Annotated in this window: 18 protein-coding genes; 9 read left to right on the forward strand and 9 right to left on the reverse strand. The window is 69.5% G+C overall.

Features of this window, described 5'->3' with window-relative positions; all coding sequences use genetic code 11:
* The 5 genes from fae to A4X16_RS08635 form a co-directional block, all read right to left on the reverse strand.
* The coding region (gene fae / locus A4X16_RS08615) for a formaldehyde-activating enzyme (RefSeq protein ID WP_067119384.1) at positions 1–538 on the reverse strand (538 nt) is incomplete at its 3' end.
* Complete coding sequence (locus tag A4X16_RS08620; protein ID WP_067119391.1) at positions 538–1470, reverse strand: glycine betaine ABC transporter substrate-binding protein; 933 nt, start codon at positions 1468–1470, stop codon at positions 538–540. The genes A4X16_RS08620 and fae, both read right to left, overlap by 1 nt.
* 79 nt (positions 1471–1549) lie before the next feature.
* Positions 1550–2347 carry an ABC transporter permease gene (locus A4X16_RS08625; RefSeq protein ID WP_082914370.1) on the reverse strand — a complete coding sequence of 266 codons (798 nt, stop codon included), beginning with the start codon at positions 2345–2347 and terminating at the stop codon, positions 1550–1552.
* Positions 2344–3381, reverse strand: a complete 1038-nt coding sequence (locus A4X16_RS08630) for an ABC transporter ATP-binding protein (protein WP_197491803.1) — start codon at positions 3379–3381, stop codon at positions 2344–2346. Before A4X16_RS08630 ends, A4X16_RS08625 begins: the two co-directional genes overlap by 4 nt.
* A complete protein-coding gene (locus A4X16_RS08635; protein WP_067119397.1) occupies positions 3374–4039 on the reverse strand; it encodes an ABC transporter permease in 666 nt (221 codons plus the stop codon). Before A4X16_RS08635 ends, A4X16_RS08630 begins: the two co-directional genes overlap by 8 nt.
* 116 nt (positions 4040–4155) lie before the next feature.
* Between A4X16_RS08635 and A4X16_RS08640 the strand changes: the two genes are divergently transcribed.
* Complete coding sequence (locus A4X16_RS08640) at positions 4156–5007, forward strand: IclR family transcriptional regulator (protein ID WP_067119400.1); 852 nt, start codon at positions 4156–4158, stop codon at positions 5005–5007.
* A gap of 20 nt (positions 5008–5027) precedes the next feature.
* Here A4X16_RS08640 and A4X16_RS08645 read toward each other — a convergent pair whose 3' ends face one another.
* Positions 5028–6059 (reverse strand): LacI family DNA-binding transcriptional regulator, encoded by a 1032-nt coding sequence (locus A4X16_RS08645; protein WP_067119534.1) that lies wholly within the window; start codon positions 6057–6059, stop codon positions 5028–5030.
* A gap of 111 nt (positions 6060–6170) precedes the next feature.
* On the opposite strand from A4X16_RS08645, the gene A4X16_RS08650 reads away from it, so the two are divergent.
* The 4 genes from A4X16_RS08650 to A4X16_RS08665 all read left to right on the forward strand — a co-directional run bounded on the left by A4X16_RS08650 (position 6171) and on the right by A4X16_RS08665 (position 11246).
* Positions 6171–7088 (forward strand): carbohydrate ABC transporter permease, encoded by a 918-nt coding sequence (locus A4X16_RS08650; RefSeq protein ID WP_067119403.1) that lies wholly within the window; start codon positions 6171–6173, stop codon positions 7086–7088.
* Between the two features lie 46 nt (positions 7089–7134).
* On the forward strand, positions 7135–7980 hold the full coding sequence (locus A4X16_RS08655) for a carbohydrate ABC transporter permease (RefSeq protein WP_067119537.1): 846 nt from the start codon (positions 7135–7137) through the stop codon (positions 7978–7980).
* A 73-nt stretch (positions 7981–8053) separates the two neighbouring features.
* The gene (locus A4X16_RS08660; protein WP_067119408.1) at positions 8054–9412 is read left to right on the forward strand and encodes an ABC transporter substrate-binding protein; all 1359 of its coding nucleotides are present in this window, start codon (positions 8054–8056) and stop codon (positions 9410–9412) included.
* Between the two features lie 61 nt (positions 9413–9473).
* A complete protein-coding gene (locus tag A4X16_RS08665) occupies positions 9474–11246 on the forward strand; it encodes a glycoside hydrolase family 35 protein (RefSeq protein ID WP_067119411.1) in 1773 nt (590 codons plus the stop codon).
* A 52-nt stretch (positions 11247–11298) separates the two neighbouring features.
* Here the strand turns inward: A4X16_RS08665 and A4X16_RS08670 are convergent, their stop codons facing one another.
* Positions 11299–11796, reverse strand: coding sequence for a metallophosphoesterase family protein (locus A4X16_RS08670; RefSeq protein ID WP_067119414.1), 498 nt, complete (start codon positions 11794–11796; stop codon positions 11299–11301).
* 139 nt (positions 11797–11935) lie between these two features.
* Here A4X16_RS08670 and A4X16_RS08675 point away from each other — a divergent pair, with 139 nt between their 5' ends.
* Positions 11936–13396, forward strand: coding sequence for an MFS transporter (locus A4X16_RS08675; protein WP_067119417.1), 1461 nt, complete (start codon positions 11936–11938; stop codon positions 13394–13396).
* Positions 13397–13562: 166 nt separating this feature from the next.
* Here the strand turns inward: A4X16_RS08675 and A4X16_RS08680 are convergent, their stop codons facing one another.
* The gene (locus A4X16_RS08680) at positions 13563–14594 is read right to left on the reverse strand and encodes an LD-carboxypeptidase (protein ID WP_067119419.1); all 1032 of its coding nucleotides are present in this window, start codon (positions 14592–14594) and stop codon (positions 13563–13565) included.
* A gap of 169 nt (positions 14595–14763) precedes the next feature.
* Here A4X16_RS08680 and A4X16_RS08685 point away from each other — a divergent pair, with 169 nt between their 5' ends.
* Together A4X16_RS08685 and A4X16_RS08690 are read left to right on the forward strand one after the other, a co-directional pair.
* The gene (locus A4X16_RS08685) at positions 14764–14970 is read left to right on the forward strand and encodes a transcriptional regulator (RefSeq protein WP_067119422.1); all 207 of its coding nucleotides are present in this window, start codon (positions 14764–14766) and stop codon (positions 14968–14970) included.
* A 75-nt stretch (positions 14971–15045) separates the two neighbouring features.
* Positions 15046–16944, forward strand: coding sequence for an ABC transporter ATP-binding protein (locus tag A4X16_RS08690; RefSeq protein ID WP_067119424.1), 1899 nt, complete (start codon positions 15046–15048; stop codon positions 16942–16944).
* Between the two features lie 143 nt (positions 16945–17087).
* Here A4X16_RS08690 and A4X16_RS08695 read toward each other — a convergent pair whose 3' ends face one another.
* Entirely contained in the window at positions 17088–18950 is a 1863-nt protein-coding gene (locus tag A4X16_RS08695; RefSeq protein ID WP_067119425.1) for a phosphoenolpyruvate carboxykinase (GTP), read from the reverse strand.
* Positions 18951–19062: 112 nt separating this feature from the next.
* Here A4X16_RS08695 and A4X16_RS08700 point away from each other — a divergent pair, with 112 nt between their 5' ends.
* Complete coding sequence (locus A4X16_RS08700; RefSeq protein ID WP_067119428.1) at positions 19063–20505, forward strand: XRE family transcriptional regulator; 1443 nt, start codon at positions 19063–19065, stop codon at positions 20503–20505.
* The last annotated feature ends 2 nt before the right edge of the window (positions 20506–20507 follow it).

Below are 20507 nucleotides of genomic sequence, written 5' to 3' on the forward strand. Positions count from 1 at the left end.
GGAGGGAGTCGGCGGGGAGGGAATCGGATGCGTCGGGGGCGGTGAAGAAGGGATTGCGGGGTGCGTGCCGGGCCTCGAGCACCTCGTCGAGGTCGGGCAGCGATGCCGCGCCGTTCGCGAGGGCCGTCCTGGTCGCCTCGCGGTTGTTCCGGTAGACGGTGTCGGCGTCGTCGGCCGCGGGGTTGACCCAGACGGCGGCGATGAGCGCGTGCGTGTCCGCGGCGTCGCGCGGGATCACTCCGTCGGCCATCGCATCCGCCACGCCCGCGGCGACCCCGGCCTGCGCCGGACCCCAGATCAGGAGGCCGTGCTCATCGCTCGCCGGCGCCGCCTTGGTGACGAACAGCGTCAGCGGCTTGACGGGGAGCGAAGGACGGAGGACGGCGACGAACGGGACGTGCCCCTGGCTGGGGCCGGCGAGGGCCGTGGCCCACGCCGTCCCCGCCGGACCCTCGCGATGACCGAGCACCGTGTTGATGTGCGCGGCGTTCGCGCCGTCACCGACGAAGCTCTCTCCGAGCTGGAGGGTCGAGGTCATCAGATGAGTCCCTGCTCCTCGAGCCAGTCGATCGCGACGTCCTCGGGGTCCTCGCCGTCGACGTCGACCTTGGCGTTGAGCTCCTGCATGACCTCGGTCGTCAGCAGCGGGCTCAGCTCGGCCAGCACGTCGGCGACCTCGGGGTAGTCGTCGAGGGTGCTCTGCTTGAGCGTGAAGCCGCCCTGGTAGCTCGGGAAGAACTCCTTGTCGTCCTCCATGACCACGAGGTCGAGCGCCGGGATGCGGCCGTCGGTCTGGAACACCTCGCCGAAGTTGCAGTCGTCGCCCTTCTGGGTGGCCGTGTAGATGACGCCCGTGTCGAGCATCGTGATCGAGGCGTCGAAGCCGTACGCCTCTGTGAGGCCCGGCATGCCGTCATCGCGGGTCGAGAACTCGCTCTCGATGCAGAAGGTCTGGTCGGTGGCCGGGAGAGCGGCCACGTCGCTCAGAGTCTTCACGCCGAGCTCGTCGGCCTCGCTCTGGCGGATCGCGAACGCGTAGGTGTTGTTGAAGGGTGCGGGATCGAGCCAGGCGATGCCGTTCTCGGCGTCCGCCTCCTTGACGGCGTCGAACTGCTCCTCGGCGCCCTGCACCGGGGTGGTGTTGCCGTTGTAGGTGATCCACGATGTGCCGGTGTACTCCCAGTAGCCGAGGAACTGGTCGTTCTCGAGCGCCTGGCGCACGTTGGCGGAGCCGACGAGCTTGGTGTTCGCCTCGACGTCGGCACCGTGGGCGTTGAGCAGCTCGGCGGTCATGTACGCGAGGATGTACTGCTCCGAGAAGTCCTTCGAGCCGATCTCGCCGGTGAGACCGTCGAGCTCGTCGCCCTGTGCTCCGGCGCCGCCCCCTCCCCCGGACGAGCAGCCGGTGAGCAGCAGAGCGCCGGCGGCGAGCGCCGCGAGCGAGGCGGAGGCGAGGGTACGCGTTTTCATTGCGGTTTCCTTTCGGGAAGGGAGCGGTGTGACGTGCGGTGGTGCGAGGTGCGGGTGATGCTGAGGTGAGCGGGAGGGCTCAGAGGCCCTTGGGTCGGACGATGTCCTCCACGACGCCGGCCGCCCAGTCGATGAGCACGGCGATCGAGGCGACGAGGACGGCCCCGACGACGAGCACCGGGTAGCGCTGGAGCTTGAGGCCGTTGATGATCATGTCGCCGAGACCGCCGGCGTTGATGAAGGTCGCGACGGTCGCGACACCGACCGCGAAGACGAGGGCGGTGCGCAGCCCGGCGAGGATCACCGGCGACGCGAGCGGCAGCTCCACCCGGCGCAGCACCTGGGCAGGCCGCATGCCCATCCCTCGCGCGGACTCCTTGATGCTCGGGTCGACCTGGGCGAGCCCCGTGATCGTGTTCTGCAGCACCGGGAGGAAGGAGTAGACCACGAGGGCGACGAGAGCCGTGGTGAAGCCGGTCTGCCACACGATCGCGAGCAGGATCACGACGCCGATCGCCGGTGTGGCCTGACCGACGTTGGCGATGCCGATGACGATGCCGCGGAACACCCGCGACCTGGAGCGACTCACGGCGATGCCCGCGGGGATCGCGAGAACGGCGACGAGCACCGACGCGATGATCGACAGCACGAGGTGCTCGCCGATGCGGGCCGTGATGTAGTCGGCGTTGAGCGTGCGCTGCTCGATCGAGTCGAGCTCGAGGCCGGAGATCCACACGTAGGTCAGGAGCAGCACGACCGCGACCACGATCAGCGGCATCGTGCGGCGCAGCAGCACCGGCATCCCGCGGCGAGTCGCCGGTTGCGTCTGCAGCACCGTCGTCGCCGACGGGACCACCTGGGGCGCGGACACGCTCAGACCTCCCCGGTGCGACGCGCCGGCCCCTCGGCCCCGAGCGCGGCGGAGATCGCGGCCTGGTCGATGGAGCCGACCACGACGCCCGCCCGCGTCACGTTCACGCGCGGTGCTCCGGTGAGCACGAGCGTGTCGAGCGCTTCGCGCAGGGACGCCTGTTCGTCGACGGTTGCGCCGGGCGCCGCGGCATCCGGCGATCCGATGCGCGCCTCGGAGACGAGGATGAGCGCGAGCCTCTTGAGCGCGGCCCCCTCGCCGATGAAGGAGCGGACGTAGTCGTTGGCGGGGTTCGCGAGGATCCTGGCCGGGGTGTCGAACTGCTCGATCTGGCTGCGATCGCTGAGCACCGCGATGCGGTCGCCCATGCGGATGGCCTCTTCGAAGTCGTGGGTGACGAAGATGATGGTCTTGCCGATGTCGGCCTGCAGGCGCAGGAACTCCGCCTGCAGCTTCTCGCGCGTGATCGGGTCGGTGGCGCCGAACGGCTCGTCCATCAGCATGACGGGAGGGTCGGCGGCGAGCGCACGGGCGACGCCCACACGCTGCTGCTGGCCGCCCGAGAGCTGTCGGGGGTAGCGCTGCGCGAACACACCGGGGTCGAGCTGCACGGTGCGCAGGAGCTCGTCGACGCGCTCGGCCGTGCGGGACTTCGACCAGCCGAGCAGCTTCGGGACGATGGCGATGTTCTCGGCGATGGTGAAGTGGGGGAATAGGCCGATCTGCTGGATCACGTATCCGATGTGCCGGCGCAGCTCGTTGCCGTCGAGCGACAGCACGTCGTCGCCGTTGATGCGGATGGAGCCCGACGTCGGCTCGATGATCCGGTTGATCATCTTCATCGTCGTCGTCTTGCCGCAGCCGCTGGGTCCGACGAACATGACCAGCTCGCCGGGCTCGATGCGCATCGAGAAGTCCTCGACGGCGGGAGCCTGCTGCCCCTGGTACTGCTTCGTGATGTGATCGAGCACGATGTCGACGCCGCCCTGCTGGGCTGCGAGCGAGGTGAGAACGCCGGTGTTCGTGGTGATGTCAGGCACGGAGACCCCTTGAGGTGGTGAGACGGGAGACGAGCACGAGGATGCCGTCGAGGACGAGCGCGAGGATGATCACGGCGACCGTGCCGGTGAGCGCGTAGTTGAGTGCGTTCTTCGAGCCGAGCGAGCTCAGCCCCTTGAAGATGTACTCGCCGAGGCCGGGGCCGGCGACGTAGGCGGCGATCGCCGCGATCCCGACCGTGAGCTGCGCGGCGACGCGAATGCCGGTCATGATCACCGGCCAGGCGATCGGGAGCTGCACGGTGAAGAGGATGCGGGCGGGGCCGAGCCCCATGCCCCGCGCCGATTCGAGCACGGAGAGCGGCACCTCGCGGAGTCCGACGACCGTGTTCCGGACGACCGGCAGCAGGGAGTAGAACACCAGCGCGACGACCGTGGGAAGCCAGCCGAGACCGAGGACCGGGCTGAGGAGCGCCAGCAGCGCGAGCGAGGGGATCGTGATCGCGACGGCCGCCGCGGTGAGCACCGAGGTCCGGGCGATCCGGTGGTCGCGGACGAGGATGCCGAGACCGATGCCGATGACGGCCGCGAGCAGCACCGAGACGACGACCACGACGAGATGGTCTCGGGTGAGTTCGAGCACGTCGTCGGCGCGACGCTCGAGGAAGGCCATGAGGTCTTCCCAGTTGAATCCGGTCAAGAGGGGCTCCTGTCTCGTCGTTGAGGCCGGTACCGGGCTGAGATCAAGGTAACCCCTGTGGCCATTTCGTCAAATAGTGTTGCTTATATGGCAACGATGCGACGTACACTCGAGGGATGACTCCCTCACCGGCATCAGGACCCCGCCGCAACTCCTCCGGCCTCGGCCGCGACATCGAGATCCTTGAGCTCCTCGGGGCCGACGACGCGCTGCGCTCCGGCGGGCTGGGGGTGTCACAGGTCGCGCAGCTGACGGGGCGCGACAAGGCAGTGGTGTCGCGCACACTCGCGACGCTCGCCGAGACGGGGCTCGTGGAGCGCGACGAGGAGACGCTCCGGTATCTGCTCGGCCCGCGCCTCTACGCGCTGGCCGCGCACACGGCCAGCTCCACCCTCGTCCACGCCTCGCGCAGCATCCTGCGCCGACTGGTCCAGTCCACCCGCGAGACGAGCCACCTGTGCGTCCTGCGCGGAGGCAACGTCCTGACCCTGCTCAGCGAACTCAGCCCCCACGACGTGCGCACGACCGGCTGGGCGGGAACGACCACCGCCGCGTGGCGGACGCCGTCGGGGCGCGCGCTCCTCAGCGATTGGGACGAGGAGTCGCTGTCCCGGTGGTACGACGACCACGGCCAGGATCAGCCGCTCGTCGGGCGCTTCGATCAGGCGGACCCGTCGGGCTTCCCGGTGCTCGACGCTCCCCCACCCGGCAACTCGCCGGTCACCGATCTCGCGAGCCTGCTCGCCGAGCTCGCCCGCATCCGTGAACAGGGCTACGCGCTGTCCGATGAGGAGCTCGAGTTCGGGGTCGTCGCGGCATCCGCCCCGATCATCGACTTCACGGGACGGATCGTCGCCGCCGTCAACGTGAGCGCTCCGAAAGCACGGATCGGTCCGCGCCTCGAGGCCTTGGGCGGCCTCGTCTCGCGCGCGGCCCGCGAGCTGTCGTCGCGTCTCGGCGCCGGCTAGGGCGCAGGAAAGGCAGCCGCTCAGCGCGAGGGCGGCGCCGTGCTCGCGCGCACCACGAGCTCGGTTCCGACGAGGGGCGTCTGCAGCCGCTCGCCGCCGTCGAGCTCGGCCAGCAGGGCGTCGACCGCCAGCGCGCCGACCTTCTCAGGATGCTGCTGCACGGTCGTGAGCGGCGGCCACAGCTGCGCGGCGTCCGGCAGACCGTCGAAACCCACGACGCTGACATGGCCGGGGATGTCGCGCCCCGCCTCGCGGAAGGCCCTCACGACCCCGATCGCCATCTGGTCGTTCGCCGCGAAGACCGCGGTGACCTCGGGCAGCTCGCGCAGACGGACCCCCGCGGTGTAGCCGGACTCCGCGGTCCAGTCGCCCTGCAGCGGCTCCGGCGCCGACAGTCCGCGGCCGACCAGGGTCTCGCGCCACGACTCGCGCCGCCGCTCTGCCGAGTAGGACTTCGCGGGGCCGGCGACGTGCCACACGGTCGCGTGCCCCAGGTCGAGAAGGTGCTCCGTCGCGAGCCGCGCTCCCTGCGCTTGGTCCGTGTCGACGAAGAGATGCGTCGAGCCGCGGTTCGAGTCCACCAGCACGACCGGCAGTCCGTCGGGGATCTCGACCTCGGCCTCGTCGAGCTGATGCGCCTCGATCACGATGATGATGCCGTCGACCGCGTGCTCCTCGAGCCGTCGGAAGGCTCCGGCGACGGTGTCGCGGGCGCTGGACTCGACCGGGATGAGCGTCAGCGCGTATCCCCTCTGCGAGGCGCGCACGGCGATCGCGTCGAGCGTGCGCTGGTTGCCGTAGGAGCTGAACGAGAACATGATCACGCCGATCGCGCGGAAGCGTCCGGAGCGGAGTGCCCGCGCGGCGCTGTTGGGGCGGTATCCGAGACGCTGCATGGCGTCCTCCACCCGTTCGCGCGTCGCCGCTCCGACGTACCCCCGGGCGTTGACGACGCGCGAGACCGTCTGGCCGGAGACGCCCGCCTCGCGGGCGACGTCCTCCATCGAGGGGTCCCTGCGCCGCTGCGGCGCCTCTGCCGACTGTTCCGACATCACGGTCACTCATCCGTTCGTGTGTTGACGTTGACACATTAGCAGCGGATCACATATGTTGACGTTGACACACGGCGCCGTGAGCGCCCGATTTCTAAGAAGGTCTCGTCGATGACGACTCACAACTCCGCGGTGCTCGCGGACAGCGGCATCCGCCGGCGCGAGAAGCGCGACTGGAAGGGATGGGCCTTCGTCGGTCCCTTCATGGTCGTCTTCGCGCTGGTCTTCCTCACGCCTCTCGCGTACTCGGTCTATCTCAGCTTCTTCCAGGAGAGGCTCATCGGCGGCACCGCGTTCGTCGGCGTCGACAACTACGTCCGCGCACTGACCGACTCGCAGTTCTGGGAGGCCTTCCTCCGGGTGCTGCTGTTCCTCGTCGTGCAGGTGCCGATCATGCTCGCCCTCGCGCTCGCGGCCGCCCTGGCTCTCGACAGCGCGCGTCTGCGCGGAGCGTCGTTCTTCCGCATCCTCATCTTCCTGCCGTATGCGGTGCCCGCCGTCGTGGCGGTGCTCATGTGGGGATACATCTACGGCGACCAGTTCGGTCTGACCTCGAACCTCAACGACTTCCTCGGCAGCGACGTCTTCACGCCCTTCGCACGAGAGTGGATCCTCGTGTCGATCGGCAACATCGTGACGTGGCAGTTCGTGGGCTACAACATGCTGATCTTCTACTCCTCGCTGAAGACCATCCCCACCGACATGTACGAGGCGGCGTCGCTCGACGGTGCCGGCGTGTGGCGCACGATCTTCTCGATCAAGATCCCTTCGGTGCGCGGCGCCCTCGTGATCGCGACCATCTTCTCGATCATCGGCAGCTTCCAGCTGTTCAACGAGCCGAACATCCTGCGTCCGCTCGCCCCGAACGTCATCACGACCTTCTTCACGCCCAACATGTACGCCTACAACCTGTCGTTCGCCGGGCAGCAGTTCAACTACGCCGCGACCATCGCCATCATCATGGGCGTCATCACCGCGGTCATCGCCTATGTCGTGCAGCTGCGCGGCTCGAAGTCGGAGGTGCGCTGACATGGCACTCCCCCTCGCCCGCCCTGCGCAGAGGCGCAACGACCCGATGAACCCGAGGAAGTCGAAGATCCTCCTGATCGTGATGATCGGGTACGCCCTGTACACACTCATCCCGCTCGTGTGGCTGCTGTTCAGCGCGACCAAGACGCAGTCCGGGCTGTTCAGCTCGTTCGGGCTCTGGTTCGCCGACGACTTCGCGTTCTTCGACAACCTCACCGCGACGTTCGCCTATCGCGACGGCATCTTCCTTCGCTGGCTCGGCAACACCATGCTGTACGTCGTCGTCGGCGCCGGCGGCGCGACCCTGCTCGCCACGATGGCCGGATACGGGCTCGCCAAGTTCCGCTTCCCCGGCCGCCGCGCGGTGTTCGCGATCGTGCTCGGCGCGGTCGCCGTCCCCGGCACCGCGCTCGCGGTCCCGACCTTCCTGCTGTTCAGCGAGCTCGGGCTCACCAATACGCCGTGGGCCGTCATCATCCCCTCGCTCATCAGCCCGTTCGGCCTGTACCTGATCTGGGTGTTCGCGACCGAGTCGGTGCCGACCGAGCTGCTCGAGGCGGCGCGCATCGACGGCGCCGGCGAGTTCCGCACGTTCTTCACGATCTCGATGCGGCTGCTGGCCCCCGGCATCGTGACGGTCGCGCTCTTCACCGTGGTCGCGACGTGGAACAACTACTTCCTGCCGCTCATCATGCTCTCCGACCCCGCCTGGTACCCGCTCACCGTCGGCCTCAACCAGTGGAGCGCGCAGGCCATCGGGGCGGGATCGCAGCCGATCTACAACCTCGTGATCATGGGGTCGCTGCTCACGATCATCCCCATCGTCATCGCGTTCCTCCTGCTGCAGCGCTTCTGGCAGTCAGGTCTCACCGCGGGCAGCGTCAAGCAATAGCTCGCGGCATCCGCCCCTCACCTCCCCGATACGTCGGTCCGACGCTGGACCGCACCCCCGAAAGGACACAGCAATGAAGCACCTTCCCTCCCCCGCCGCGCGGCGCACCCTGACGGTGCTCGCAGCCGGCACCGTGGCCGCCCTCGCGCTGGCCGGCTGCAGCACCGGCGGCTCCGGCTCCGGTGGCTCGGCGGACGGCGACGGCTCGTTCGACTCCGTCGAGGCCGCTCTCGAGAAGGGCGGCGAGATCACGTACTGGTCGTGGACCCCGTCGGCCGAGGCGCAGGTCGAGGCCTTCGAGAAGGAGTACCCGAACGTGAAGGTGAACGTGGTCAACGCGGGCACCAACAACGAGGAGTACACCAAGCTGCAGAACGCCATCAAGGCCGGCTCGGGCGCCCCCGACGTCGTGCAGGTCGAGTACTACGCCTTCCCCCAGTTCGCGCTGACCGACGCGTTCGTCGACCTCTCGCAGTACGGCTTCGCCGACTTCGAGGACGACTACACGGCCTCCACCTGGAACTCCGTCACCGACGGTGACGCGATCTACGGGCTGCCGCAGGACTCCGGTCCCATGGCGCTGTTCTACAACAAGGCCGTGTTCGACGCCGCGGGCGTCGCCGTGCCGACGACGTGGGACGAGTACTACGAGGCCGCGAAGGCGATCCACGCCGCGAACCCCGACGCCTACATCACCAACGACACCGGCGACGCGGGCTTCGCGACGTCGATGATCTGGCAGGCGGGCGGCGCGCCGTTCTCGACCTCGGGCACCGACGTCACGATCGATCTCGAGGACGCGGGCACGGAGAAGTGGACCCAGAACTGGAACCGCCTCGTCGAGGAGGACCTGCTCGCGCCCTACAGCAGCTGGAGCGACGAGTGGTTCCGCGCCCTCGGCGACGGCAGCCTCGCCACCCTGGTGATCGGCGCCTGGATGCCGGGCAACCTGATCTCCGGTGCTCCCGACGGGGCCGGCGACTGGCGCGTGGCGCCCATGCCGACCTACGACGGCACGCCCGCGACCGCGGAGAACGGCGGCGGCGGCCAGGCCGTGACGACGCAGAGCGAGAACCCCGCCCTGGCGGCCGGCTTCCTGTGGTGGCTGAACAACTCGGAGGAGAGCATCTCGACGTTCCTCGAGTCCGGCGGATTCCCGTCCACCACGGCGGAGCTCTCCAGCGAGGAGTTCCTCGCCGACGCCCCCGAGTACTTCGGCGGCCAGAAGATCAACGAGGTGCTCGCCGCCGCGGCCGACGAGGTCGTCGAGGGCTGGAGCTACCTGCCGTACCAGGTCTACGCGAACAGCATCTTCGGCGACACCGTGGGCCAGTCGTACCAGAACGGGACGGACCTGAACGAGGGCCTCGTGTCCTGGCAGGACGCCCTCGAGCAGTACGGCGACGAGCAGGGCTTCGCCGTCAACAAGTAATCGCACTCCGGGCCGGACGGGGCGACCCGTCCGGCCCACCCCATCGAAAGCACTCCCCATCGTGACCTCCTTCTCCATCGGCGAGACCGACTTCCTCCGCGCGGGGCGCCCGCACCAGGTGATCTCGGGCGCCATCCACTACTTCCGCGTGCATCCGGATCAGTGGCAGGACCGCATCCGCAAGGCCCGCCTGATGGGCCTCAACACGATCGAGACCTACGTCGCGTGGAACGCGCACGAGCCCCGGCGCGGCGAATGGGATGAGACGGGCGGCAACGACCTCGGACGCTTCCTCGATCTGATCCAGGCCGAGGGGATGGATGCGATCGTGCGCCCCGGCCCCTATATCTGCGCCGAGTGGCACAACGGGGGTCTGCCGACCTGGCTCACCGGCGGTGACGGGGTGCTGCGCTCATCTGACCCCGGCTACCTCGCGGACGTCGGCGACTACCTGCGCCGCGTCTACACGATCGTCGCTCCCCGGCAGATCGATCGGGGCGGCTCGGTCGTGCTCGTGCAGATCGAGAACGAGTACGGCGCCTACGGCGCGGACACCGCGTATCTCGAGGCGCTCGTCGACCTCACGCGCGACGCCGGCATCACGGTTCCGCTCACGACGGTCGACCAGCCGACCGATCGGATGCTGGCGGCCGGGAGCCTCCCGTCGCTGCACAAGACGGGGTCGTTCGGATCCCGCAGCGCCGAGCGTCTGGCGACACTGCGCGCCCACCAGCCCACCGGTCCTCTGATGTGCTCCGAGTTCTGGGACGGCTGGTTCGACTGGTGGGGCGGCGTGCATCACACGACGGACGTGTCCGCCGCCGCGGCCGATCTCGACGCCCTGCTCACGGCCGGCGCATCGGTCAACATCTACATGTTCCACGGAGGCACGAACTTCGGGCTCACGAACGGCGCGAACGACAAGGGGCGCTATCTGCCCATCGTCACCTCCTACGACTACGACGCCCCTCTCGACGAGGCCGGGAACCCGACCGAGAAGTTCTTCGCCTTCCGCGACGTCATCGCGAAGCATGCCCCGGTCCCCGAGGAGCTGCCCTCGCATCCGAGCACGGCTCCCGTGCTCACCGTTCCGCTCCGTCCCGCGGGCCCGTGGACGCGCACCCCCGCGACCGGTGCTCTCACCGCCCAGCCCACGACCTTCGACGCGCTCGGCCACCTCAGCGCCCTCGTGCGCTACGACGTCCTGCTCCCCGAGGGGCGCGGCGGCGTGCTCGACATCGCGGAGGTGCGCGACCTCGCATGGGTGAGCGTCGACGGACAGCCGGTCGGCACCCTCTCCCGCACTCGTCACGACCGCGCGCTGCGGATCCCCGCCGGCCGGGTGCTCAGCATCCTCGTCGAGGACCAGGGTCGCGTGAACTACGACCACCGCCTCGGCGAGGAGAAGGGGATCATCGGCGCGGCGACGGTCGACGGCGCGCCCCTCACCGGGTGGCAGTCGACGCCCCTCGATGTGGCGGCGATCGCCGCACAGCTCGCGGCGAGCGAATCCGGCGCTGCCGACGGCGAGTTGGTCGGCCCCCTCGCCGACGACGCCGCCGATGTCGGTCCCTCGGCGTGGATCGGCGACTTCGCGCGAGACGCTCCCGCCGACCTGTTCCTCGAGACCCGGTTCGGGACCAAGGGCTTCGCGTTCGTGAACGGGTTCTTCCTCGGCCGATACTGGCGCAACGGTCCGACCCGCACGCTCTACGTCCCCGCCCCCGCGACGCGCTTCGGCGAGAACCGGCTCGTGATCCTCGAGCTGGAGCAGCTGCTCGCGCACGAGGCGGGGTTCGGTCCTCGCCTCGATCTCGGCGACACCGAGGAGTAGCCCCTCTCCGAGTCGTCGCGCGACCGCATCGGCGCGCGGAAGACGGGTGCCGTCACACGACGGGTTCCAGCGCGGCGACGACGTCGCGGCCGTCGATCGTCACCGTCATCATCGTGCACACGGGCTGACGGCGTCGGTCGGTCGGCGATCCGGGATTGAGCAGGCGCATGCCCGACGGTGCGACCGTGTCCCACGGGATGTGCGAGTGGCCGAACACGAGCAGATCCGTCCGGGGGAAGGCCGCGTCCATCCGCTGCTCCCGGCGCGTCGCCGGTCCGGTCTCGTGGACGACCGCGATGTCCACGCTCTCGACCGTGAGACGCGCGACCTCGGGCAGACGCGCACGCAGCTCCGACCCGTCGTTGTTGCCGTACACCCCGTGCAGCACGGCGGCACGGGACTCGAGGAGGTCGAGAGTGGCGACGTCGACCCAGTCGCCGGCGTGTATCACGACGTCCGCGTCGTCGACGGCGCGCAGCACCGCGTCCGGCAGCCGACGCGCGCGCCTGGGCACGTGGGTGTCGGCCAGCAGCAGCAGTCTCGTGGTCACGGCATCCGCCTCGCTCTCCCCTCCGACTCTACGCACCCCCGGGTCGCGAGCCGACGTCACACGTACCCAGCAGACTCCCAGGTAGGCGTAAGATCGCCCGAGTGCCCTGGTATACCAGGCACGGATACGAGGGAGCAGCATGAGTACGTCCACAGCGCCAGCCAATCCGCGGTCGCGCGTCATCACCGCGAGCCTGGTCGGCACCACGATCGAGTTCTACGACTTCTACGCCTACGCCACGGCGGCCGTGCTCGTCTTCCCGGTGCTGTTCTTCCCGACCGGCAACGACACGACGTCGCTCCTGTCGTCGTTCGCGGTGTTCGGCGCCGCCATGGTCGCCCGTCCGATCGGCGCAGTCGTCTTCGGACACTTCGGCGACAAGTTCGGCCGCAAGGCGACGCTCGTCGCCTCCCTGCTCACGATGGGCATCGCGACGTTCGTGATCGGCCTGCTGCCGACCTTCCAGCAGATCGGCTGGTGGGCGGCGCTGCTGCTGCTCATCCTCCGCCTGTTCCAGGGCTTCGCGCTCGGCGGAGAGTGGTCGGGTGCGGCACTCGTCGCCACCGAGAACGCCCCCGCGGGCAAGCGCGCCTGGTACGGCACGTTCCCGCAGCTGGGCGCCCCGCTCGGCTTCATCATCGCGAACTTCCTGTTCCTCGCCATCAACTGGCTGCTGCCGCACTCCGAGAACCCGGCGCTGAAGTCCGAGGCGTTCCTGTCGTGGGGGTGGCGGATCCCGTTCCTGTTCTCGGCGGTCATGGTCATCATCGGCTTGTGGGTTCGGCTCAAGCTCGTCGAGTCCGACACCTTCAAGAAGGCGGAGGAGAAGGGTGCGATCCGCAAGCTGCCCCTCGCCACGGTCTTCCGCCACCACTGGAAGCAGCTCATCCTCGGCACGTTCTTCATGCTGGCGACGTACGTGCTGTTCTACCTGATGACGAACTTCACTCTCGCGTACGGCACGAAGCCGGCATCCGTCGAGACCGCGTCGGCCGCCGCCCAGGCCGCCGCCGAGGCCGCGGGCAACGACTTCGACGCCTCGGCATTCGCCGCGCAGTTCTACCCCGGGCTCGGCTTCGGCTACACGGACTTCGTGCTCATGCAGATCATCGGCGTGGTGTTCTTCGGCATCTTCACGCTGCTCTCGGGCCCGATCGCCGACAAGATCGGTCGTCGCACGCTCCTGCTCTGGGTCACCGGCCTCATCATCGTGTTCGGCCTCACGTTCAACGCATTCCTGCTGCCCGCCGTCGACCCGAAGTTCACCGGGGCTCTCGCCCAGGCGTTCCTCGTGTTCGGCTTCATGCTGATGGGTGCGACGTTCGGGCCGATGGGCGCTCTGCTGCCCGAGCTCTTCCCGACCAACGTGCGGTACACCGGCTCGGCGATCTCGTACAACGTGTCGTCGATCCTCGGCGCGGCCGTGGCCCCGCTGATCGCCGTCTGGCTGTGGGAGCTCGGCGACGGGGCGCCGTGGCTCGTCGGCATCTACCTCTCGGTCATGGGCGTGCTGACGTTCATCGCGCTGTGGATCTCGAAGGAGACCAAGGACAACGACTACGAGACCGACCTCGGGATCGCCGCCGCCGTCGAGCTCTGACGCACCCGATCCGTCGCGCTCCGACCGCCGCGTCCTGACACGGAACGGCCGCACCTCCCAGAGGTGCGGCCGTTCCGTCGTTCAGGCCCGCTCTCGCAGGAACCGTTCGATCGCAGCGATCGTCGCGGCATTCTCCCTGTGCAGGATTCCGCGGATGCCGACGGCCTCAGTACGTCGCAGTCACCGTGCGCGTCGCGCCGTCGAGGGCCATGGTCCCGCCGTACGGCACGATCCACTGGGGCCGCGTGTGCCCGAACGGCACGCCGACGCAGACGACCGCGTCGGGGTTGTAGCGCGCGACCGCGGCGAGGACGGCGTCGCGCTGGTCCGCACGCAGCGCCTCCGCCTCGTCGGGCGACGGCCGCACCTCGAAGTCGCTCACCGGCGGCCGCGCGACGACGACGCCGGCGACCGCCCCGAGGACGCCGCGCTCGCCCAGACCGCGCAGCCAGCGGGCGACCCAGCTCGCCGACGGCCGCTCCTCGCTGGTCTCGATGAGCAGGATGCCGCCGCGGAGGTCCTCGACCGGGGGCAGCCGATCCGCGAGCGCGAGCTGGTCGATCACCTCGAGGCAGCCTCCCCAGGTGCGGCCCTCGACCGCCGTCTCGGGTCCCGCCCAGGCCCATGCCCCGGTCGGCGTGCGATCGCCGTACTCCGAGAGCGCGCGCGGGTCGGCCCAGCGCCGACCGACATCCTCCGACTCCCCCGGCTCGGTGAGCTCGATCGTGCCGCCCTCGAGCAGCGCCGCGCGCAGCGATCGCCGGTGGACGTCGTCCACCGCGGGCCCGGGGCCCAGGTGCACCGCGGTCGATCCGCCGTAGTAGCCGCGGATGCTCAGACTCCACAGCCAGTTCAGGATGTTCGTGTTGTCGCTGTACCCCAGGAAGGGCTTCGGGTCGGCGAGGGCGAGCGTGGGGTCGAGGTGCGGGACCACGAGCACCTGATCGTCTCCGCCGATGGTCGCCAGGATCGCCCGGATGTCCGGGTCGGCGAACGCGGCGTTGACGTCCGCGGCCCGCGCCTCCGCACTCGCGTCGAGCTGCCGCGTCGTCGGGTACTCGACCGGGATCAGGCCGGTCAGATCCTCGAGACGGCGCAGCGCCTGGGCGTGCAGCTCCGGGGCGACCGCAGGAGCGGCGAAGGCGGGCGAGAGCACGGCGACCTTGTCGCCGGCCACGGGCTTCGGTGTCGACAGCATCCGCCCAGTCTGTCAGGCGGTCGGCCGGAGCCCGCGGCACAGGAGGACTCGCGCACCGCAGGAGCATCCGCCGGATCCTCTCCTGCATTCCGCGATGTCTCCTCCATCGCTCGTCAACATGGGTTGACATGGCGCCACTCGTCAACAAAGATTGACGAAGGAGGTCCGGATGACCATGAAGACAGCGATCGCGTCGGAAGACCGCGGTGAGCCGATAGCGGAACTGCACCGCCTTGCCGCCCTGCGCTCGGAGATCGCCCGCGCGGAGGAGACCCAGGTGCGACGCGCGCGCAACCTCGGCTACTCGTGGCAGGCGATCGCGGGCGCGCTCGGCGTCTCGAAGCAGGCCGCGCACCGGCGCTTCGGCTCACGCTGACGCCCACAGCCCACCCACAGGAATCGGCCGAGCACGAAGTACGGTCGAAGTACCCCTTTCAGAACGAGGTCCCGCATGTCCAGCACGGCGATGTCACGCCGACGCGGACGGGGCGCGCAGCAGGACGGTCCGCGCGCCACCTTCCGCCAGCTCCTCCCCTTCCTGTTCGAGCACAAGCGCACACTCATCGTCGTGGCCGTGCTCAGCGTCTTCGGCGCCGCGACGTCGCTCGTCCAGCCACTCCTCGTCGGGCAGGTGATCGAGGCCGTGCAGTCCGACCGCGGACTCGGCATCCTCGTCTGGCTGCTCATCGGCTTCGTCGTGATCTCGTCGCTCATCACCGGGTACGGGCACTACCTGCTGCAGCGCACCGGCACGGCGGTCGTCTACTCCAGCAGGCGCAAGCTCATCGCCCGCATCCTGCACCTGCCCGTGAGCGAGTTCGACGCCCGGCGCACCGGCGACCTCGTCTCACGCGTCGGCACGGACACGACGCTGCTCTACGCGGTCCTCACCCAGGGGCTCGCGGATGCCGCCGGCAGCGCTCTCCTGTTCGTGGGCGCCCTCATCGCGATGCTCCTCATCGACCCGGTGCTGCTGCTGCTCATCGTCGTCGTGCTCGGCGCCTCCGTGGCGGTGGTCACGGCGCTGAGCGGTCGCATCCGCACGGCGTCGACCGCGCAGCAGGTGAAGGTCGGCGAGCTCGCCTCCGGCGTCGAGCGGGCGGTCGGATCGATCCGCACGGTGCGCGCGTCGGGTGCGACCGAGCGCGAGACCGAGACCGTCTCCGCGCTGGCGTCGGACGCCTACGGGATCGGCGTGCGCATCGCGAAGATCTCCTCGCTCGTCGTGCCGATCGCGAACGTCGCCCTGCAGCTGTCGCTCCTCGTGGTCCTGGGTGTCGGCGGTTTCCGCGTCGCGGACGGCACGATCACGATCGCGGCCCTCATCACCTTCATCCTGTTCCTGTTCATGCTCATCATGCCGCTGGCGACCACGTTCGGCGCGATCACCTCGGTGAACCAGGCGCTCGGAGCGCTGGGACGCATCCAGGAGGTGCTCGACCTCCCGACGGAGACCGAGCGGGACGCCGACATCGCGGCCTCCCTCTCCGCCGAGCTGCGGGCGCAGGACGACGACGCCCACGCGATGGCCATCGAGTTCCGCGACGTGCGGTTCCGCTATCCCGAGAACGTCGTCGCCGCCCGTGAGGCCGCGGCGAAGGAGGCGCGGACGCTGCTCGCCGACGCCCACCTCGAGGCCTCCGAGGACGTACCGGCCGCCGATGTCGAGCGCGAGGTCCTGCGCGGCGTCTCGTTCGCGGTCCCCCGGGGCTCGCGCGTGGCCCTGGTCGGACCGAGCGGCGCGGGCAAGAGCACGATCCTCTCGCTCATCGAGCGCTTCTACGACCCGACGGGCGGCTCGATCCGCCTGTGGGGGCACGATTCCCGCACCTACGCCCGCGACGAGCTGCGCGCGCAGTTCGGGTACGTGGAGCAGGATGCGCCGACGCTCGCGGGGACGCTCGCCGACAATCTGCGCCTCGCGGCCCCGAACGCCTCGGACGCGGAGTGCGAGCGGGTCCTGCGCGCCGTCAACCTGGGCGACGTGCTCGAGCGGAGCCCGCTGGGCCTGCACGCTCCCGTGGGCGAGGACGGCGTGATGCTGTCGGGCGGAGAGCGTCAGCGCCTCGCCATCGCGCGGGCCCTGCTGACCGACGCTCCCATCCTGCTGCTGGACGAGTCGACGTCGTCGCTCGACGGTGTGAACGAGCAGCGGATGCGGGACGCCATCGACGCCGTATCGGCCGACCGCACTCTGATCGTCATCGCGCACCGCCTGTCGACGGTCGTCGACAGCGACGCGATCGTCGTGCTGCAGGACGGCGTCGTCGTCGGCCGCGGGACGCACGAGGAGCTCGTGCAGTCGACACCGCTGTACCGGGACCTCGCGCGGCACCAGCTGCTCGCCTGACCGACGAGAGAAGGACGCGAAGGCGGGATGTCGGAGACCACTCAGCCATGGGTTCGTCTCAGACATCCCGCCTTCGCGGGTCTGTGGGGGCTCCGATCGACGGGCCCTGAGACGCCGGCTCCCCCGAACCGGCGCCCCGTCTGTCAGGCCTTGTCGAGCCGGTAGCGCAGCGAGGAGAGCTCGGCGCGCAGCGCGGCCGGCACCCTGTCTCCGAACGAGTCGTAGAACTCCTCGGTGAGGTCGGCCTCGGTCCGCCACGCGGTGGGGTCGACGGAGAACAGCTCCTCGAGGTCCGCCTCGGGCACGTCGATGCCGTCGAGGTTGAGGTCCGACACGATCGGAAGACGTCCGATCGGGCTCTCGACCGTCGAGACCTCGCCCGAGATGCGGCGGATGATCCAGTCGACGACACGGGAGTTGTCGCCGAATCCCGGCCAGAGGAAGCGTCCGTCGGAGCCGCGACGGAACCAGTTCACTTGGAAGATGCGCGGAGCCCGGTCGAATCGCAGGCCGCGGCCGACCTTCAGCCAGTGCCCGAAGTAGTCGGCCATGTTGTATCCACAGAACGGCAGCATCGCGAACGGGTCGCGACGCAGCTCCCCCACGGTCCCCTCCGCGGCAGCCGTGCGCTCGGACGAGATGTTCGACCCCAGGAACACACCGTGCGTCCAGTCCGTGGCCTCGACCACGAGAGGCACATTGGTGGCGCGGCGACCGCCGAACAGGATGACGTCGAGCGGCACCGCCTCCTCCCAGTCCTCCGAGATCTGCGGGCACTGCGCGGCGGACACCGTGAAGCGCGAGTTCGGGTGGGCGGCCGGGCGGTCGGAGTCCGGCGTCCAGGCGTTGCCCTCCCAGTCGATGAGGTTCGCGGGAGCCTTATCGGTCAGTCCCTCCCACCAGACGTCTCCGTCGGGGCGGAGCGCCACGTTCGTGAAGATCGTGTTGCCCCACAGGGTCTCGACCGCGATGACGTTGGTCGACTCGCCGGTGCCGGGGGCCACGCCGAAGAAGCCCGCCTCGGGGTTGATGGCCCACAGGCGTCCGTCCTCGCCGGGGCGGATCCACGCGATGTCGTCGCCGAGGGTCTCGACGCGCCACCCCGGGATCGTGGGCCGCAGCATGGCCAGGTTGGTCTTGCCGCACGCCGAGGGGAACGCCGCCGCGACGTGGTAGGCCTTGCCCTGGGGGTCGATCACGCGGATGAGCAGCATGTGCTCCGCGAGCCAGCCCTCGTCGCGGGCGATCACCGAGGCGATGCGGAGGGCGAAGCACTTCTTGGCGAGGATCGCATTGCCCCCGTATCCGGAGCCGAAGGAGTACACCTCGAGCGTCTCGGGGAAGTGCACGATGTACTTGTCGTCGTTGCACGGCCATTCGACATCCGGCTCGCCCTCGGCGAGAGGAGCGCCGACGGAGTGGACCGTCCTGACCCAGGGAGCGCCCTCCGCGATCCGGCGCGTGACCGCGTCGCCGACGCGCGTCATGATGCCGATGGACGCGACGGCGTACGCGCTGTCGGTGACCTGGACGCCGATGTGCGAGAGCGGTCCGCCCACCGGTCCCATCGAGAACGGCACGACGAACATCGTGCGGCCGCGCATCGACCCCTCGAAGATCTCCGTCATCTTCTCCCGCATCTGCGCGGGGTCGGCCCAGTTGTTCGTCGGGCCGGCATCCTCTTCGCGCTCGGACGCGATGTAGGTGCGCCCCTCGGTGCGGGCGACGTCGCTGGGATGCGAGCGGGCCAGGTACGAGCCGGGGCGCCATTCGGGGTTGAGCTTGATGAGCTTGCCCTCGTCGACGAGGCCGCGCAGCAGCCAGTCGTTCTCGGCACGCGAGCCGTCGACCCAGTGGACGCGAGCCGGCTGGGTGAGAGCGGCGATCTCGTCGACCCACGCGGACAGCTCGGACATCGCGGGGGTGTCGTAGGTCGGCGCCGTGCCGAAGGTGCGCACGGGTGCGACGGATGCTGTCCGGGGGGTGAAGACTTCGGCGATCGCCATGGCTGCTGCTCCTTTGAAGTGAGGGCCGTTGCACCCATCTTCTTCTGATGCGACGTCGACTTTCCGACATATCGGGCGGTAAGAATCTGGATTCTTTCGATAGCATCAAGGAATGGCACCCTCCGGCATCCACCTGACCACGCTCGGCCATCGCATCCGCCACCACCGGCTCGCGAGCGGCTTCACGCTCGACGAGCTCGGGGCCGTGGTCGGGGTCGCGGGATCGCAGCTCAGCCTGATCGAGAACGGCAAGCGCGAGCCGAAGCTCTCCCTGCTGCAGGCGATCGCGCAGGCGACCGGCACCGAGGTCGCCGACCTCATCTCCGGAGAGCCGCCGAACCGGCGGGCGGCGCTCGAGATCGAGCTCGAGCGCGCGCAGGAGAGCCCGGTCTTCCGCCAGCTCGGCATCTCTCCCGTGCGAGTCACCAAGGGCATGAGCGACGACACGATCGAATCGGTGCTCGGCCTGCATCGCGAGCTGCAGCGCCGTGAGCGCGAGGCCATCGCGACGCCGGAGGAGGCTCGGCGGGCGAACACGGAGCTGCGCCTGCGGATGCGCGCGCAGCACAACTACCTGGCCGACATCGAGAAGCTCGCCGAGAAGCAGCTCCGATCCGCCGGGCACGTCCAGGGCGCGGTGACCCACCGGACCGTGAGCATCATGGCCGAGAAGCTCGGGTTCGAGCTGATCTACGTCAACGACCTCCCGCACTCGACGCGCTCGGTGACCGATCTGGAGAACGGGCGGATCTACCTGCCGCCGGCATCGATCCCCGGCGGGCACGGTCTGCGGTCGATGGCCCTGCAGGCCATGGCGCATCGCCTGCTCGGACACACTCCCCCGACCGACTATGCGGACTTCCTGCAGCAGCGACTCGAGATCAACTACTTCGCCGCGTCCTGCCTCATGCCGGAGACCGCCTCGGTCGCCTTCCTCCAGCAGGCGAAGAAGGATCGCAACCTCGCCGTCGAGGACTTCCGCGACGCGTTCGGCGTGACGCACGAGGCGGCGGGCATGCGCATGACGAACCTGCTCACGCAGCACCTCGGCATGTCCCTGCACTTCCTGCGCGTGGACGAGACCGGCGCGATCACCCGGGTCTACGAGAACGACGGCCTGCCCCTGCCGATGGACGTCACCGGCGCCGTCGAGGGACAGCGGGTGTGCCGCGAGTTCCAGGCACGGAGCGCGTTCACCCAGCAGAACCGCACCACGGAGCACCACCAGTACACGGACACGCCGTCGGGAACCTTCTGGTGCGCGACGCAGACCGGCTCCTCGAGCGACGGGGAGTTCTCGATCACGGTCGGCGTGCCGTTCGACGACGCCCGCTGGTGGCGCGGCCGCGAGACGGCGGACCGCGCCGTCTCGACCTGCCCCGACGAGTCCTGCTGCCGGCGACCGTCGACCGATCTCGCCCAGCGGTGGAGCGGCAAGGCCTGGCCGAGCGCCCGCGTGCACACCCACATGTTCTCGCCGCTCCCCCGCGGCGCGTTCCCCGGCGTGGACGACAGCGAGGTGTACAGCTTCCTCGGTCGACACGCTGACGGGTGAGC

This window comes from Microbacterium sp. H83, from assembly GCF_001650405.1.
Lineage (GTDB): Bacteria > Actinomycetota > Actinomycetes > Actinomycetales > Microbacteriaceae > Microbacterium.

Coding starts and splice junctions, on each gene's coding strand:
- A4X16_RS08640 (WP_067119400.1), top strand. CDS start 4,156: ATGACTCCCTCACCGGCATCAGGACCCCGCCGCAACTCCTCCGGCCTC.
- A4X16_RS08690 (WP_067119424.1), top strand. CDS start 15,046: ATGTCCAGCACGGCGATGTCACGCCGACGCGGACGGGGCGCGCAGCAG.
- A4X16_RS08620 (WP_067119391.1), bottom strand. CDS start 1,470: ATGAAAACGCGTACCCTCGCCTCCGCCTCGCTCGCGGCGCTCGCCGCC.
- A4X16_RS08650 (WP_067119403.1), top strand. CDS start 6,171: ATGACGACTCACAACTCCGCGGTGCTCGCGGACAGCGGCATCCGCCGG.
- A4X16_RS08685 (WP_067119422.1), top strand. CDS start 14,764: ATGACCATGAAGACAGCGATCGCGTCGGAAGACCGCGGTGAGCCGATA.
- A4X16_RS08645 (WP_067119534.1), bottom strand. CDS start 6,059: ATGTCGGAACAGTCGGCAGAGGCGCCGCAGCGGCGCAGGGACCCCTCG.
- A4X16_RS08695 (WP_067119425.1), bottom strand. CDS start 18,950: ATGGCGATCGCCGAAGTCTTCACCCCCCGGACAGCATCCGTCGCACCC.
- A4X16_RS08680 (WP_067119419.1), bottom strand. CDS start 14,594: ATGCTGTCGACACCGAAGCCCGTGGCCGGCGACAAGGTCGCCGTGCTC.
- A4X16_RS08700 (WP_067119428.1), top strand. CDS start 19,063: ATGGCACCCTCCGGCATCCACCTGACCACGCTCGGCCATCGCATCCGC.
- A4X16_RS08675 (WP_067119417.1), top strand. CDS start 11,936: ATGAGTACGTCCACAGCGCCAGCCAATCCGCGGTCGCGCGTCATCACC.
- A4X16_RS08660 (WP_067119408.1), top strand. CDS start 8,054: ATGAAGCACCTTCCCTCCCCCGCCGCGCGGCGCACCCTGACGGTGCTC.
- A4X16_RS08655 (WP_067119537.1), top strand. CDS start 7,135: ATGAACCCGAGGAAGTCGAAGATCCTCCTGATCGTGATGATCGGGTAC.